Below are 12,950 nucleotides of genomic sequence, written 5' to 3'. Positions count from 1 at the left end.
CGAATTTCCTCCGAGGGAGTTTTCGACTTATGATCGAAAACATGATTCATCGTAGCACCGTCCACGAAGTACTCATTGCGGTGTTCCAAGTTCGGGTCTTTTCCGACCCCGACACCCCTGAACTGGCGGTCCTGTTGTGGCAGCGTGCACTCGACCCCGAGGCGGGCACCTGGTCACTCCCCGGGGGCACCCTGCGCGACGACGAGAACCTGGCCACGTCCGCGCGGAGACAGCTCGCCGAGAAGGTCGACGTACGCAAGGTGGCACACCTCGAGCAGCTGTCCATCTTCAGCGAGCCCGACAGGGTGCCGGGAGATCGCCGAATCGCGTCGACGTTTCTGGGCCTCGTACCGATCGCGGCCGAGCCGACCCTGCCCGCGGATACGACCTGGTACCCGGTGTCGGAGCTGCCCGCCATGTCGTTCGATCACGGAACGGTTGTCGAGCACGCACGGCATCGACTGGTCGCCAAACTGTCGTACACCAACATCGGATTTGCCCTCGCTCCCGCAGAATTCGCGATTTCGACGCTTCGCGAAATCTACGGCGCAGCCCTCGGCTATCAGGTCGACGCCACCAATCTGCAACGGGTACTGAGCCGCCGCGGCGTCATCGAACCCACCGGACGGCGGGCACCGTCGGGTCGAGCGGGTGGACGGCCTCCAGCATTGTTCCGGTTCGCCGACAACAGCATTCGCGTCACCGACGAGTTCGCGGCATTGCGGCCACCACAGGGATGAACGAGATCCGCCGTCAGTCGGGCACCCGCGAGTCGAACGACGGCGGCGGCGGAGCGACGTCGAATTCGATCTCGTCGAGCTCGGGATCGGAATCGGGGTGCTGCAGATCGTCGTTGGGATTCATCGCCGCGAGCAGCAGTATCACCAACGACGCCGTCAGCGCCTGCACGATCAGTGCCGTTGGCGTGTCGATACTCGGTGCAACCCGGACGATCGATCCGACGGCCGGCTCGTCCGCCCTCGGGAATCGCAGCGCCGCAACTCCGTTGCCCACCAGCACTGCTGCGATCGAGCCGACGAACGACCCGACGAACACGGCCACGAACAGCCGTGGACCCCGCTGGGAAATCCACAGCCACCACCCGATCGGCACGAGAATGCCGAGAGCGAACGAGACGAGGACGAACAGGGCGAGAGCGTCGAATCGATGCAGACTCTCCCCGGTCAGTGTTGCTCCTCTGTCCTGCGCGACGACGAGCAATTGCTGGCTCGGTGCCAGGAATCCCCACAGCAGACCGCCGACGGCGGACAGCGCGATCGTCACACCGCCGACCAGAGCCACAAAGCGAAGCGTTCGACGCCGCTCCGGAGTCTCGACGGCAGACGAGGTCGTCACCTAACGCCTACCCGTCGCGGCGGAATCGATCAGGCCGTGCCGCGAGCACACCGACGTCCATCCGTCGGGCACGATCTGCACCACCATCCTGCGACCGCACCGGTCGCAGTACCTCGGCGGCTCCAGCCCGAGACCGACGGCAACCGAGAACGACGGTGCCCCCGCATCCGTACCGACCTCGACAGGCCGACCGGTGTGCGGGTCGTACCGGCTCTCGCTCGTCATTCGACCCACCTTAATACGCGCATCAGATCGTCGAGTTCAACGCTTTGATCGGCATCTGCAGTTCCCCGAGAAGATCGAGATCCTCCTCGGCGGGACGACCGAGCGTCGTCAAGTAGTTTCCGACGATAATCGCGTTGATGCCGCCCAGAATTCCCTGCTGAGCTCCGAGATCACCGAGAGTGATCTCGCGGCCGCCCGCGAATCGAAGAATCGTCCGCGGCAGGGCCAGCCGGAAGGCGGCAACGGCTCGCAACGCATCCGATGCAGGCAGCACGTCCAGATCTCCGAACGGCGTTCCGGGACGTGGGTTCAAGAAATTCAGGGGAACCTCGTCGGGTTCGAGAGCGCCGAGATCGGCTGCGAACTCGGCTCGCTGCTCCAGCGTCTCGCCCATACCGAGGATGCCTCCGCAACAGACCTCCATGCCGGCCTCGCGGACCATCCGCAGTGTGTTCCAGCGTTCCTCCCAGGTATGGGTGGTGACCACGTTCGGAAAGTAGGACCGCGAGGTCTCGAGGTTGTGGTTGTAGCGGTGCACACCCATTGCGGCGAGTTGGTCGACCTGATCCTGGTCGAGCATGCCCAGCGAACAAGCGATGTCGATGTCGACCTCGCCGCGAATGGCCTCGATTCCTGCGGCGACCTGCGCGAGCAGTCGAGCGTCCGGACCCCGCACTGCGGCCACGATGCAGAACTCCGTGGCTCCGGTCTTTGCGGTCTGTTTCGCCGCCTCGACCAACGACGGAATATCGAGCCAGGCCGCCCGCACCGGAGAGGCGAACAGGCCCGACTGCGAGCAGAAGTGGCAGTCCTCGGGGCAGCCTCCGGTCTTGAGGCTGACGATCCCCTCGACCTCCACTTCCGGTCCGCACCATCGCATCCGAACCTCGTGCGCCAGTTGCATCGTCTCTTCGAGACGGTCCTCTCCGAGCTCGAGTACCTCGAGCACCTGGGATCGATCGAGCGCGATGCCGTTGTCGAGCACCTGCAGGCGCGCCGTACGCAATATGTCCATACCGGTCCCCTCGTCGTCGAACGGTCTCGGAATTGAACACCGTTCAAGTTGAACGGCGTTCACGTTAGGCACCGCACTCGGCTACTGTCAAAGCGAAACACCGCGTCGAACGGCAGGGGTAGGAAGTGCAGCTACGCAGGCAGGACGTCCTGGACGGTGCAATAGCCATTCTCGACGAGTACGGCCTCGCGGATCTGACCATGCGCCGCCTGGCGACCTCACTGCACGTCCAACCCGGAGCGCTGTACTGGCACTTCCCCAACAAGCAGACGCTGCTGGGAGCGATCGCAGATCACATACTGTCCGGTGCCGACGCACCGTCGACGGAAGAACTGTGGGACGCGCAGATCTCGCAGATCGCACATCGACTTCGCGACGCGCTGCTCTCCCGGCGCGACGGAGCCGAACTGGTCGCCTCCACCTACGCTTCGCGGCTCACCACCAACCGCATCCGTGAACGCATCGCCGCGGTCTGCATTCGTGCCGGGTTACCCCGGGTCGACGCCGAACTGACCGCCGATACGCTGCTGTACTACGTGCTCGGCCATACCGTGGACGAACAGGCTCGGCTCCAGATGGACTCGGCCGGGGCGCTGACCGCCGACGCGTCCCCGATGTTCGAGCGCCCCGATCCCACCAGCAAATTCGACTTCGGTCTCCGGCTCTTTCTGGACGGCGTGCGCCACGCCGCGTCCGAACCACGCTCGGTCAGGATTCGGTGAACACGATTCGGTCGCGTCCGTTGTCCAGAGTCATCGTGTCGTCTTCTCTGGACCATTTCGGCTTCGAGGACAGAAACTCCGACAGCCACCGATCCTGCTCCATGAGCTCGGTCGGGCACCCCATCCGCGTGGCACCCAGGGAATCGACGGTGAGCGTCCCCAGCGAAGTGTCGACGGTGCCGAACAACCTGTTGCATCCGGCTTCGGCCGAGATGCGGTCGTCGGCGAACTCGAGCCGGATCGTCGTACCCGAGACCGGGGTGTAGGAACCGTCGGCATCGACGGAGGTGTAATTCTTGTCTGCCGGGAATTCCCCGTACGAATCGGTGCAGCCCGAGGCCAACACGCTCACGCCACAGGCGAGAGCGAGCAGTGCCCGGCGCGCGTCAGCCACCGAAGATCGGCCCCAGACCGGCCGCACCGGCATTTCCGCGGGAGGCAAACGGGTTGTCGTGCACCATGTACGTCCACGTCGACGTCGGTCGGCGCATACCGGCATTGTCGAGATCGATTCCGTCGGAGGTGATCTCGGCCGACTCGAATGTCGCGTGGGACAGATCCATGGCCTTGGCGGAGACAGTCTTGAAGGCCTCGACCGCAATTCGGTGGTACTCGTCGAGTGGATTCTCGCGACCCAGCGCACGGAGGTGGATGCTCTCGCGCACGTCGGTCAGGTGCGCTAGGTAGTCCGACCACGCGCGGTCGAGGTGGTGAAGAACGATTCGGCGGGCGACCACCACGAGGGTCTCCTCCGACACGTTCTCGCGAAGTTCCTTCGATCGCGTCGGCGACTGCTCCTCGAGCAGAGCCAACGCCTCTCCGGTGCTCAGCAACGCTGCCCTACGACGGTCCAGAATCTCCCGATGCTGCGCCGTCAGTTGGTTGTAGCGCCAGGTACGCGAGTGTATTTCGAGCATCTGCCCTTCGGCGATGCGCTGGGCATGATCGACTCGATCGGCTGCGGCGGCAGAGGTGAACAGGCCGCTGTCGTCGATGCCTTTCGGTGCGTCCTTGTCACCGATGTTGTTCTTGACGACGTCGTCCTCCCAACTGCCGAAGAACACCGAACGGCCCGGGTCGCCCTGCCTGCCCGCACGTCCTCGCAATTGATTGTCGAGCCGCTCGGTGGTGTGGCGGCCGGTGCCGACGACGAACAGCCCACCCAACTCGGCGATGCGGTCGCGGTCGGTCCCCTCCGGTCCCCCGAGCTTGATGTCGGTTCCGCGCCCGGCGATCTGCGTCGAGACGGTGACCGCGCCGTGCACTCCGGCGGCAGCGATGACCGCGGCCTCCTCGGCGTCGTTCTTGGCGTTGAGTACGACGGCGTCCACACCGGATTCCGCGAGGATCGCCGCCAGCGTCTCCGACTCCGCGACATCGTGCGTGCCGACGAGTATCGGTTGCCCGGTCTCGTGAATTTCCTTGACCTGCTGCGCAATTGCGGCATTCTTGTGCTCGACCGTGTCGTACACCCGGTCGACCTCGTCGACCCGCACCGTCGGTACGTTCGGCTCGATGACCGAGACGCCGAGACCGTAGAACGTACGCAGCTGCTCCCCCGCCGCCATTGCCGTGCCGGTCATTCCACATACGGTGGCATACCGGTTGATCAGCGCCTGCACCGTGATCGTGTCGAGAATTTCACCGGTCTCGGTGGGCTCGAGCCCCTCCTTGATCTCCACGGCCGCCTGTAACCCGTCCGGCCAACGCTGCAGGTCCGCCACTCGGCCACGGGAAGCGTTGATCAGCTGAACACGTCCGTCACGCACGATGTAGTCGACATCGCGTTGCACCAGCACTTGAGCGTGCAGCGCTACATTGACCGCAACGAGAGTCGATCCGACGTGCTGTTCGGAGTAGAGATCGATTCCGCCAAGTTCCTTCTCGAGCCGAAGCGCACCCTCGTCCGTGAGGAACACATTGCGTCCTTCGGCATCGGTGTCGAAGTCGATCCCCTTGTCCAACAGGCGGACTGCGTCCATCACCGTCGAGGTCGACACGTCACCCGATACCGAGCCGGCCAACACCAACGGCACCAACGCTTCGTCGACCAACACCGAGTCGGCCTCGTCGATCAGTGCGACATCCGGGACGGGCGACACCAGATCGGCACGATCGTCGACCAAATGGTCACGGAGAACATCGAATCCGACCTCGTTGACCGACGCGTACGTGATATCGCACGCGTAGGCGTCACGACGTTCCTGCGCGGAGGACGACTCGGCGATGGAACCGACGGTGATACCCAGAGCCTCGAACAGTGGGGCCATCCACCGCGCATCACGTTGTGCGAGAAAGTCGTTGACCGAGATGACGTGAACCCTGCGACCGGACAGAACGTATCCCACCGCAGCCACGGCCCCGGACAACGTCTTTCCTTCGCCGGTCGCCATTTCCACCACGTCACCGGCGAGAAGTCGCTCGGCTCCCAGAAGTTGTACGTCGAACGGTCGCATGCCGAGCGTGCGGTCGCTCGCCTCACGCGTCAACGCCAGGTACCGCGGAACGTCGAGTTTCGACGCGCTCGGGGCCCGCAACGCAGCGGCCTCGGTGGCCAATTCGGCGTCCGACAAGCCCGAAGCCCAGCTCGCATGGTCTCCGGCCTGCTCGACGCGCCGACGCGACGCGCTCTGCGCCTTCTGCGCAGAGCGGCCGAGTACACGCCAGAATCGGTCGGAGCCCACAGCCATCTGTCATCCCTACTCGAGAAAGTACGTGATCTTCTTTCCCACAGTACCGAGTGCCGATTGCCCACTACCCCGCGTCGAGCGGCGTTGTCACTGCGATTCTGCGAGCGGTAGTAGGACTGGCCCTGGGCGAAGAAGTCTCGGGCCTGCTGCGGGTCGGAGATGGCGGCGCATCCCCCAGCCGTCACGAACGCAGTGATCGCCCTCCGAATATCGAGATCCGAACAGAGCATGGACAAACCGAGGGGTACGTATTAACGTCTTCCACTAATCAACTAGTGAAAGGCTTCTGGTGATCGCCTACCGTATCGATCGTCAGTCCGGCATTCCCACCTATGTCCAACTGATACTGCAGACCAAACAGGCCCTGCGACTGGGAACACTCGTTGTCGGTGACCGACTGCCGACAGCAAAAGAAGTGGTCACGGCGCTGGCCATCAATCCCAACACCGTCCTCAAGGCGTACCGAGAACTCGAACGCGACGGGCTGGTCCAACCACGAACCGGTTCCGGGACGTTCGTCGTCGCCTCGCTCGCAAAACCCGGCATGGCCGAACGATCGGCGCTCGAGACCGAACTCGACCGCTGGATCCGACACTGCACGGCCGCAGGACTGGACAGACCTGACCTCGAAGCCATCGTCACCGCCGCACTCGACAAGCAATTCGACCGAACCGAAAGAGACGAAACATGACCGACGCGGTGCTCACCATGGACGAGGTGGCCAAATCGTTTCGCAGGAAGACCGTCCTCGACGGATGCTCGTTCGCAGTCGAAAGAGGAAGCGTCACAGCGTTGGTCGGCTCCAACGGTGCCGGAAAGTCGACGCTGCTGTCGCTGGCCGTCGGCCTGCTGACACCGGACAGCGGAACCATTCGGGTTCTGGGTGAGGGCGTTACCCAACGCGGAATCTCGCCCGGCCTGTCCTATCTGGCGCAGCACAAGCCCCTGTACCCACACTTCACCGTCGCCGAACTGCTGCGATTCGGCCGAAACACGAACTCGCACTGGGACGATGCGTACGCGAAGGAAATCGTCGACGCCGCCGGAATCGCCACCTCCGCTCGGGTCAAGTCCCTCTCCCCCGGCCACCGCACGCGGATTGCCCTCGCACTGGCACTCGGGCGTCGACCCGAAGTACTGCTGCTCGACGAGCCGCTTGCCGATCTCGATCCGGTCGCTCGCAGGGCGGTGGCACGCACCCTGATGCGCGATGCAGCCGAGAACGGTACGACGATCGTGCTGTCCTCACACGTACTGTCCGAGCTCGTCGACGTCGCCGACCGGCTGTTGCTGCTACGCGGTGGGCGAATGCGACTCGACGGGGACCTCGACGCCATCACCGCCGACCACTACCTGCTCGCCGGCAGCTCCGACGCCGACCCGACGGTCGAGGACGGCACCATCGTGTCCGAGGTGTTCGGTTCCGGGGCAACAACATTCGTCGTACAGGGCAAACAACCGACAACGACACCACCGGGGTGGACAGTCGAGAACGCCACCCTCGACGACGTCGTACTCGCCCACCTCGGAACGGAGACCACCTGATGATCTGGGTGACTTGGAGACAATTTCGCGCGACCATCCTGTTCGGGGTGTTGACGCCACTTCTGTTGGCTGCGATCACCATTGCCGTCACGGTGATCGGCGGTGGTGTGATTCCGTCACCGTATCTGCAGAGTTGCCGATCCTTCGATTCGTCCGACTGTGCCGTCGGAAACATGCAGACGATAGCAATACTTTCGGCGATCGTCTTGCCCGTCGTCCTGGGGGCATTCGTCGGGGTGACCGTCTTCTCCCGCGATCTCGAACGTCGCACCCATGTACTCGGTCTGACTCAATCCGTGAGCCGACGACGGTGGTACAGCGTGCGCATTCTCGTCGTGTTCGCACCGATCGTCGGGGCGATGACGGTGCTCGGATGCGTGCTGTTCGCAGCCAAGTACAACACTGCACCCGATACCTTCGCCATGTCCTTCGCGGGGTCGAGCGCATCGCGGTTGGACTTTCCCATCTTCGGAGCCACGGGATTCGTCGCAGGCGCGTACACGGCCGTCGGATTGATGGTCGGTTCGGCATGCGCACTCGCGATGCGGAACACGATCGCTGCGATGATCACGACCGTCATCGTGTCGACTGCATTCCTGGCGCTGCTGCCGACGCAGTTTCGCGAGCACTATGCGACTCCACAGGTCGAACGAGTATCGGTGGAACAGAAGGTCGACGACATGTACGGCGGTACTCCGGACTACAGGCCAGGCGACTCGATCAGCTTGTTCCCGCGATGGGAATTCTCTGCGGACTACGTCGACAGCAACGGCAGCCCGGTGTCCGTCGACTTGATGGACTGCAATTGGACCCAGAACTACAGGGATCTGAGCGAATTCGAGACTGTCGCCGAGTACGAGGAGTACTCCGACCGCCAGAGCGTGGAACGTCGCAACATCGAGATCCAGTGCATTCGGGATCAGGGTGCCGAGGCCTACGAGACGCGCTATCACGAGGACAGATCGTTCTGGCGGTTCCAGGCGATCGAGTCGGCGTTGTCGTTGGTGGTTGCCGGGCTTCTCGGCGGCGTGTCACTCCTGCTGCTGCGCAGGCTGCGTCCCTAGGGCAGGTCTGCCGCAGCTACCTCTGCGCTGGAATCCCGAGCGGTTTCCGATTTTCTGATCACAGTGGCCACGAGGGCGGGGAGGCCGAGGACCAGAACCATGATTCCGACTACGAGTGCAGCAGTGGACCACGGCCTGGACACCCCCAGCTGATCGGCCAGGGTGACCGCGCCGACGATGCCGAGGATCCAGGCGAGAAATTCGATTCGGCGAACGCGTCGGGATGTCGGATCCGAGGTTGCCCACCACGCACCGACGGACGAACACGCGAGGGCGCACACGAGCAACCAGTACTCCGCCATCTCGGCCTCCTCGAAGTCGATGGTGTGATCAGGGTAGTTCGCGTGCCGCCCGTCCGTTCACAATTGTGCGACCAGCAGTGGCAGACCCACCGCGGCCGTTGTGCGCCATCGGTGGTCGGCCATGTCGGATACCTCGGTCTCGACCGGGTTGATCTCGACCACGGTTGCGCCCGCACTGCGTGCGACGGCGGGCAGTCCGGCGAACGGGTACACCACGCCCGACGTACCGACCACGAGCACCAGATCTGCAGCGCGCACAGAATTCTCGGCTGCTTCCCACGCCTGTTCGGGCAGCGATTCGCCGAACCACACGGCCCCAGGACGGATGAGTCCGCCGCACCGGGGACAGTCCGGCGGCGGAACACGCTGATCTGCGTCGATCAGAATGCCGTCGTCCAGAATGTCGGTGTCGTCGAGTTCCGCGCGCACTCCACACTCGCTGCAGTACGGCTCGAAGAGGCTTCCGTGTACGTGTGCGAGCACTGTGGATCCGGCTCGTTCGTGCAGATCGTCGACGTTCTGCGTGGCGATGTCCACCTGCGCTTGCTGCTGCCATTGCGCGACGGCGCGGTGACCGGCGTTGGGTTCGGAACGACGAACCAATGCTGCACGCCACCGGTACCAACCCCACACGAGGTCGCTGTCGGCGAGCCAACCCTCGGGACTGGCGAGGTCCTTCGGATCGAAGTCCTGCCACAGACCGGTCCGGGCGTCGCGAAACGTTGCAATTCCGGATTCGGCCGACATGCCGGCCCCGGTCAGAACGACGATGCGCGACGCCGATCGTGCGGCGTCCACGATGGGTTGTGGAACGGCGTCGACCGTCTGCTCGTGCGAATGGGTCACACAGCTATTGTGCCAACCGGTGTTCGCTCACGCGCTACCGTGTGGGCATGAGCATCGACACCGATACCCGTACGCGGCGACGCTGGCCCCTGTGGACCGCAGCGGTCACCGCTGTGGTCGTGGTGGTGGCCGTCGGTGTTCTGTGGCTCGCCCCGAGTCGCTATCTACCGTGGGACACCGAATCGTTCCCCGAGGTGAACAGCTCCGAGTTGACCGTCGACCAAGCCCGTGTGGTTGACCTGCTGCGAGTCGAGCACGAGAAGCAGCGTCCGGGAACCTTCTATGCAGAGGGCGTGGACGAGGCCTGGTGCGCCGACTTCGTCAGCTGGATCATGAAGGAAGCGGGTATGCCGTTGTCGAATCCCAACTCTGGTTCGTGGCGCATTCCCGGCGTCTACACGCTGCAGGAGTACTACCAGCAAGAGGGACGATTCGAGACCGTAGGCAACTACACGCCGTCGGTGGGTGATGTGGTGTTGTACGACAACAGCAGTTGGGTCGGCCAACACACCAACGTCATCGTGGCTGTCGACGGCAGCGAGGCCGTCACCGTGGGCGGGAACGAAGCCGGCAAGATCAGGATTCACACTCTGAATTACGAATCCGACTCGGGTGTAGTCGGATTCGGCCGATTGGCATCCTGAAGGCCGTCATTGCAACGGGGTGCTGGAACGGTCGCCGAGTGATCGCGCCCCTCCGTCTCTCTTCGCTCTGTACAGCAACAGGTCTGCTCGGTCGAAACAGTCGTAGAGGGATTCCCCCGGACGCAATGTCGTGTAACCGGCGGAGAATGTCTGCTCGTCCGGAACGACGGCTGCGAGTTCGGTCAGCACGGTTGCCATCGTCGTCGACCCGGTATCGGGCATCGCGATGGCGAATTCCTCCCCGCCCCACCTGGCGACATACGCTCGTCCTGCAAGCAACTGCATTGCGGCAGTGGAGAACTGGACCAACAGGCGATCGCCGCGGCCGTGTCCGTACTTGTCGTTGAACGACTTGAAGCGATCGAAATCGATCATCGCCATGGCCAGCGACACCTCGACTCCGCGCGGAGTCGTCAACTGAGACAACCGATCTCGCCAACCGCGCCGATTGAGCAGCCCGGTCAAGGGATCGGTCAGCGCAGCCTCCCGTAGGTCGTCCTCCAACCGCCGCCGGTCGGTGACGTCGTGGACCACCGCCATGGTCCATCGTCGGCCGTCCGGGCCGGGGACCTCGCTGGCCGACACCCAACCCCACCGCACTGTGCCGTCGGGATGCAGGTATCGCTTCTCGACGTGTACGGATTCACCACGGGCCTCGGCGTCGTCCATCATCTGTTCCATCGCCGCGTGTTGGTCCAGGTCGTCGGGGTGGGTGAATTCACGGGAGGATCGGCCCCACAGTAGATCCCTTGGGCACCCCACGATTGCCGCATACGCCTCGTTCGCGAGTAACAGCAGTCCGTGTTCGTCGGCGAGTGCCATTCCGACCGTGCTGGCCTCGAACATCTCCCGATACCAGCGATCGGCGTCGACCATGATTGTCCGGTTCACTTCCTCGAACGGTGCGAGCCACATCGATTCACACGACACACCGACGATACGCCGTCGTGGGGGCCCGAACAGTATCCAGCGATCGGTCTTGACCTTGACGCTACGTCAACGTTCACACTGGAAGCATGAGAATCGGATCCCTCGCCGATGCCGCCGGAACGACCCCGCGGACGGTGCGCCACTACCACCGACTCGGCTTGCTCTCCGAGCCTCGGCGGCTGTCCAACGGCTACCGCGAGTACACGATCGACGACGTCGTTCGGCTGATGCGAATCCGATGGTTGGCCGAGTGCGGAATGCCGCTGGGCGCGATAGCGGCAGTGCTCGACGGAAAAGCGACGGACGAGCCCGACGTGGTCGCGGACCTGCGAGCCTTGCTGGCCGGCATCGAGACCGAGCAGACGGCATTGGCACACAAGCACAGTCGCTTGTCGGCGTTGCTCGACGACGCTGTCGAACGGCGTCCTCTGACCGCGCTCCCACGAGATGTTGCCGCGACGTTCGGGTCCTTGCTCGATGCAGCGGACGAACGGGACCGGCCCGCGCTGATCCGCGAACGCGATCTACTCGAAGTGATGGCAATTTCGGGCCGCGTCCCGGCGGCATTCTTCGAGACGATGTCCGCCGCGCTCGGCGATCACGACCTACGTCGGAGATACCTGGTGTTGCTACGACGCTTCGGTGCCCTCGAGGGCCGAAGCGTCGCCGAATCCGAGCACGACATCGACGCGTTGGCCGACGAGTTGGTGTCCGTACTCGATGTCGAGTCCTTCGCTCAGGTGCGCGAGTCCGCTGCGCTCGGGAGCGACTCGACCGGGTTGCTCGACATCGAAGACATCGTTCCCGACGCGGCCCAACGCGCCGTCGTCCTCCGCACCACAGCTCGTCTGCTCGACGGTGCGCATCCGGCAGGAACATCACAGTGACCCCGGATCGGGGTGCCCGGGTCGGCAGATGGCACGCACTGCTGTTGTGGGGACGCGGCCGCCACGCACCGATCGCGGCCGACTCTGCCGAGTTCACCGCAGTGCGCGGAACGGGTTCGATGCCGTTGATGTTCGGTGTGGCCTCGGTCGTCGAGATAGTCGTCGTGCATCTCTTGGTGCCGTGGCTGTGGCTCGATATCGTGCTCGGTGCGCTCTCGGTCGTATCGATCGTTCTGCTGGCGTCGGCCACAGCCGTCGGCCGGGTGCACCCCCATGTCCTCACACCCGAAGCACTCGTCCTGCGCACCTCCGGCGAGGTCGTCACCACGGTGGAGAGATCGACGATCGTTTCGGCCCGACTCCATCGCCGGTTCGGCGTGGTGGCTCCCACTGTCCGCGACGACCGAGCCGTGTTACCGAACCAGGACGGCACGAACGTCGACATCACGTTGTCGACCCGCACCACAGTCGTCGTACCCGCACCCCTACGTCGGTGGCGGGTCGAGGGCACCGCGACGTCCATCGGCGTGTACGTGGACGATCCCGTGGCCCTGGTCGCCGCGTTGTCCTCGGTTCCGGCCGACGGTGGGATGTGAACCCGAACTGCTGCGGGACCGGTGAGACCACGCTGTGAGAAACCGGCGACGAGCTGGGACCGGCACCGCAGTACGGACTCCGAGGAGTGCGTCACCGCGCGTACACGTATTGTTTGCTCAGAACGTCT

16 protein-coding genes are annotated in these 12,950 nt (G+C 64.0%); 8 read left to right on the top strand and 8 right to left on the bottom strand.

What is annotated here, in order from left to right; translation table 11 throughout:
* The first annotated feature begins 41 nt into the window (after nt 1-41).
* Nucleotides 42-740, top strand: a complete 699-nt coding sequence (locus ASH04_RS10315; protein WP_027497305.1) for an NUDIX hydrolase — start codon at nt 42-44, stop codon at nt 738-740.
* 13 nt (nt 741-753) lie between these two features.
* Here the strand turns inward: ASH04_RS10315 and ASH04_RS10310 are convergent, their stop codons facing one another.
* Genes ASH04_RS10310 through bioB form a run of 3 tightly spaced genes read right to left on the bottom strand, consistent with a single transcriptional unit; the run spans nt 754 to nt 2,596 of the window.
* Nucleotides 754-1,356, bottom strand: coding sequence for a DUF2567 domain-containing protein (locus ASH04_RS10310; RefSeq protein WP_027497306.1), 603 nt, complete (start codon nt 1,354-1,356; stop codon nt 754-756).
* A complete protein-coding gene (gene bsaP / locus ASH04_RS10305; protein ID WP_032382834.1) occupies nt 1,357-1,581 on the bottom strand; it encodes a biotin synthase auxiliary protein BsaP in 225 nt (74 codons plus the stop codon).
* Nucleotides 1,582-1,603: 22 nt separating this feature from the next.
* Nucleotides 1,604-2,596, bottom strand: a complete 993-nt coding sequence (gene bioB, locus ASH04_RS10300) for a biotin synthase BioB (RefSeq protein WP_032370319.1) — start codon at nt 2,594-2,596, stop codon at nt 1,604-1,606.
* A gap of 125 nt (nt 2,597-2,721) precedes the next feature.
* Here bioB and ASH04_RS10295 point away from each other — a divergent pair, with 125 nt between their 5' ends.
* The gene (locus ASH04_RS10295) at nt 2,722-3,318 is read left to right on the top strand and encodes a TetR/AcrR family transcriptional regulator C-terminal domain-containing protein (RefSeq protein ID WP_027497309.1); all 597 of its coding nucleotides are present in this window, start codon (nt 2,722-2,724) and stop codon (nt 3,316-3,318) included.
* Here ASH04_RS10295 and ASH04_RS10290 read toward each other — a convergent pair.
* Both ASH04_RS10290 and secA2 read right to left on the bottom strand, forming a co-directional pair.
* Nucleotides 3,305-3,712: an META domain-containing protein gene (locus ASH04_RS10290; RefSeq protein WP_162247526.1), complete on the bottom strand. Its 408-nt coding sequence runs from the start codon at nt 3,710-3,712 to the stop codon at nt 3,305-3,307. The two genes, ASH04_RS10295 and ASH04_RS10290, sit on opposite strands and share 14 nt — an antisense overlap.
* A complete protein-coding gene (gene secA2, locus ASH04_RS10285) occupies nt 3,705-6,008 on the bottom strand; it encodes an accessory Sec system translocase SecA2 (RefSeq protein ID WP_057473426.1) in 2,304 nt (767 codons plus the stop codon). The genes ASH04_RS10290 and secA2 overlap by 8 nt, the downstream gene beginning before the upstream one ends.
* Nucleotides 6,009-6,297: 289 nt before the next feature.
* Here secA2 and ASH04_RS10280 point away from each other — a divergent pair, with 289 nt between their 5' ends.
* The 3 genes from ASH04_RS10280 to ASH04_RS10270 are packed head-to-tail and all read left to right on the top strand — an operon-like array spanning nt 6,298 to nt 8,617.
* The gene (locus tag ASH04_RS10280) at nt 6,298-6,699 is read left to right on the top strand and encodes a GntR family transcriptional regulator (protein ID WP_057473425.1); all 402 of its coding nucleotides are present in this window, start codon (nt 6,298-6,300) and stop codon (nt 6,697-6,699) included.
* The gene (locus ASH04_RS10275; RefSeq protein ID WP_027497312.1) at nt 6,696-7,553 is read left to right on the top strand and encodes an ABC transporter ATP-binding protein; all 858 of its coding nucleotides are present in this window, start codon (nt 6,696-6,698) and stop codon (nt 7,551-7,553) included. Before ASH04_RS10280 ends, ASH04_RS10275 begins: the two co-directional genes overlap by 4 nt.
* Nucleotides 7,553-8,617, top strand: coding sequence for an ABC transporter permease (locus ASH04_RS10270; RefSeq protein ID WP_057473424.1), 1,065 nt, complete (start codon nt 7,553-7,555; stop codon nt 8,615-8,617). Before ASH04_RS10275 ends, ASH04_RS10270 begins: the two co-directional genes overlap by 1 nt.
* Here the strand turns inward: ASH04_RS10270 and ASH04_RS10265 are convergent.
* Nucleotides 8,614-8,919, bottom strand: a complete 306-nt coding sequence (locus ASH04_RS10265; RefSeq protein ID WP_032368087.1) for a hypothetical protein — start codon at nt 8,917-8,919, stop codon at nt 8,614-8,616. The genes ASH04_RS10270 and ASH04_RS10265 overlap by 4 nt on opposite strands.
* Before the next feature lie 57 nt (nt 8,920-8,976).
* The gene (locus tag ASH04_RS10260; protein ID WP_235579989.1) at nt 8,977-9,666 is read right to left on the bottom strand and encodes an SIR2 family NAD-dependent protein deacylase; all 690 of its coding nucleotides are present in this window, start codon (nt 9,664-9,666) and stop codon (nt 8,977-8,979) included.
* A gap of 146 nt (nt 9,667-9,812) precedes the next feature.
* Here ASH04_RS10260 and ASH04_RS10255 point away from each other — a divergent pair, with 146 nt between their 5' ends.
* Nucleotides 9,813-10,409, top strand: a complete 597-nt coding sequence (locus ASH04_RS10255; protein WP_032387822.1) for a CHAP domain-containing protein — start codon at nt 9,813-9,815, stop codon at nt 10,407-10,409.
* Between the two features lie 6 nt (nt 10,410-10,415).
* Here the strand turns inward: ASH04_RS10255 and ASH04_RS10250 are convergent, their stop codons facing one another.
* Nucleotides 10,416-11,300, bottom strand: a complete 885-nt coding sequence (locus ASH04_RS10250) for a sensor domain-containing diguanylate cyclase (protein ID WP_162247525.1) — start codon at nt 11,298-11,300, stop codon at nt 10,416-10,418.
* Between the two features lie 125 nt (nt 11,301-11,425).
* Here ASH04_RS10250 and ASH04_RS10245 point away from each other — a divergent pair, with 125 nt between their 5' ends.
* Nucleotides 11,426-12,226 (top strand): MerR family transcriptional regulator, encoded by an 801-nt coding sequence (locus tag ASH04_RS10245; protein WP_032387824.1) that lies wholly within the window; start codon nt 11,426-11,428, stop codon nt 12,224-12,226.
* Entirely contained in the window at nt 12,223-12,822 is a 600-nt protein-coding gene (locus ASH04_RS10240) for a hypothetical protein (protein WP_057473421.1), read from the top strand. Before ASH04_RS10245 ends, ASH04_RS10240 begins: the two co-directional genes overlap by 4 nt.
* The last annotated feature ends 128 nt before the right edge of the window (nt 12,823-12,950 follow it).

Source organism: Rhodococcus sp. Leaf233, from assembly GCF_001426165.1.
GTDB lineage: Bacteria > Actinomycetota > Actinomycetes > Mycobacteriales > Mycobacteriaceae > Rhodococcoides > Rhodococcoides fascians.
The sequence above is the reverse complement of the archived record's forward strand: the minus strand, read 5'-3'. Positions and strand labels throughout refer to the sequence as shown.

Bases quoted from the DNA above. Each gene is read 5' to 3' on its own strand.
- ASH04_RS10315 (WP_027497305.1), top strand. From the start codon at position 42: ATGATTCATCGTAGCACCGTCCACGAAGTACTCATTGCGGTGTTCCAA.
- bsaP (WP_032382834.1), bottom strand. From the start codon at position 1,581: ATGACGAGCGAGAGCCGGTACGACCCGCACACCGGTCGGCCTGTCGAG.
- bioB (WP_032370319.1), bottom strand. From the start codon at position 2,596: ATGGACATATTGCGTACGGCGCGCCTGCAGGTGCTCGACAACGGCATC.
- ASH04_RS10270 (WP_057473424.1), top strand. From the start codon at position 7,553: ATGATCTGGGTGACTTGGAGACAATTTCGCGCGACCATCCTGTTCGGG.
- ASH04_RS10245 (WP_032387824.1), top strand. From the start codon at position 11,426: ATGAGAATCGGATCCCTCGCCGATGCCGCCGGAACGACCCCGCGGACG.
- ASH04_RS10265 (WP_032368087.1), bottom strand. From the start codon at position 8,919: ATGGCGGAGTACTGGTTGCTCGTGTGCGCCCTCGCGTGTTCGTCCGTC.
- secA2 (WP_057473426.1), bottom strand. From the start codon at position 6,008: ATGGCTGTGGGCTCCGACCGATTCTGGCGTGTACTCGGCCGCTCTGCG.
- ASH04_RS10275 (WP_027497312.1), top strand. From the start codon at position 6,696: ATGACCGACGCGGTGCTCACCATGGACGAGGTGGCCAAATCGTTTCGC.
- ASH04_RS10260 (WP_235579989.1), bottom strand. From the start codon at position 9,666: ATGTCGGCCGAATCCGGAATTGCAACGTTTCGCGACGCCCGGACCGGT.
- ASH04_RS10255 (WP_032387822.1), top strand. From the start codon at position 9,813: ATGAGCATCGACACCGATACCCGTACGCGGCGACGCTGGCCCCTGTGG.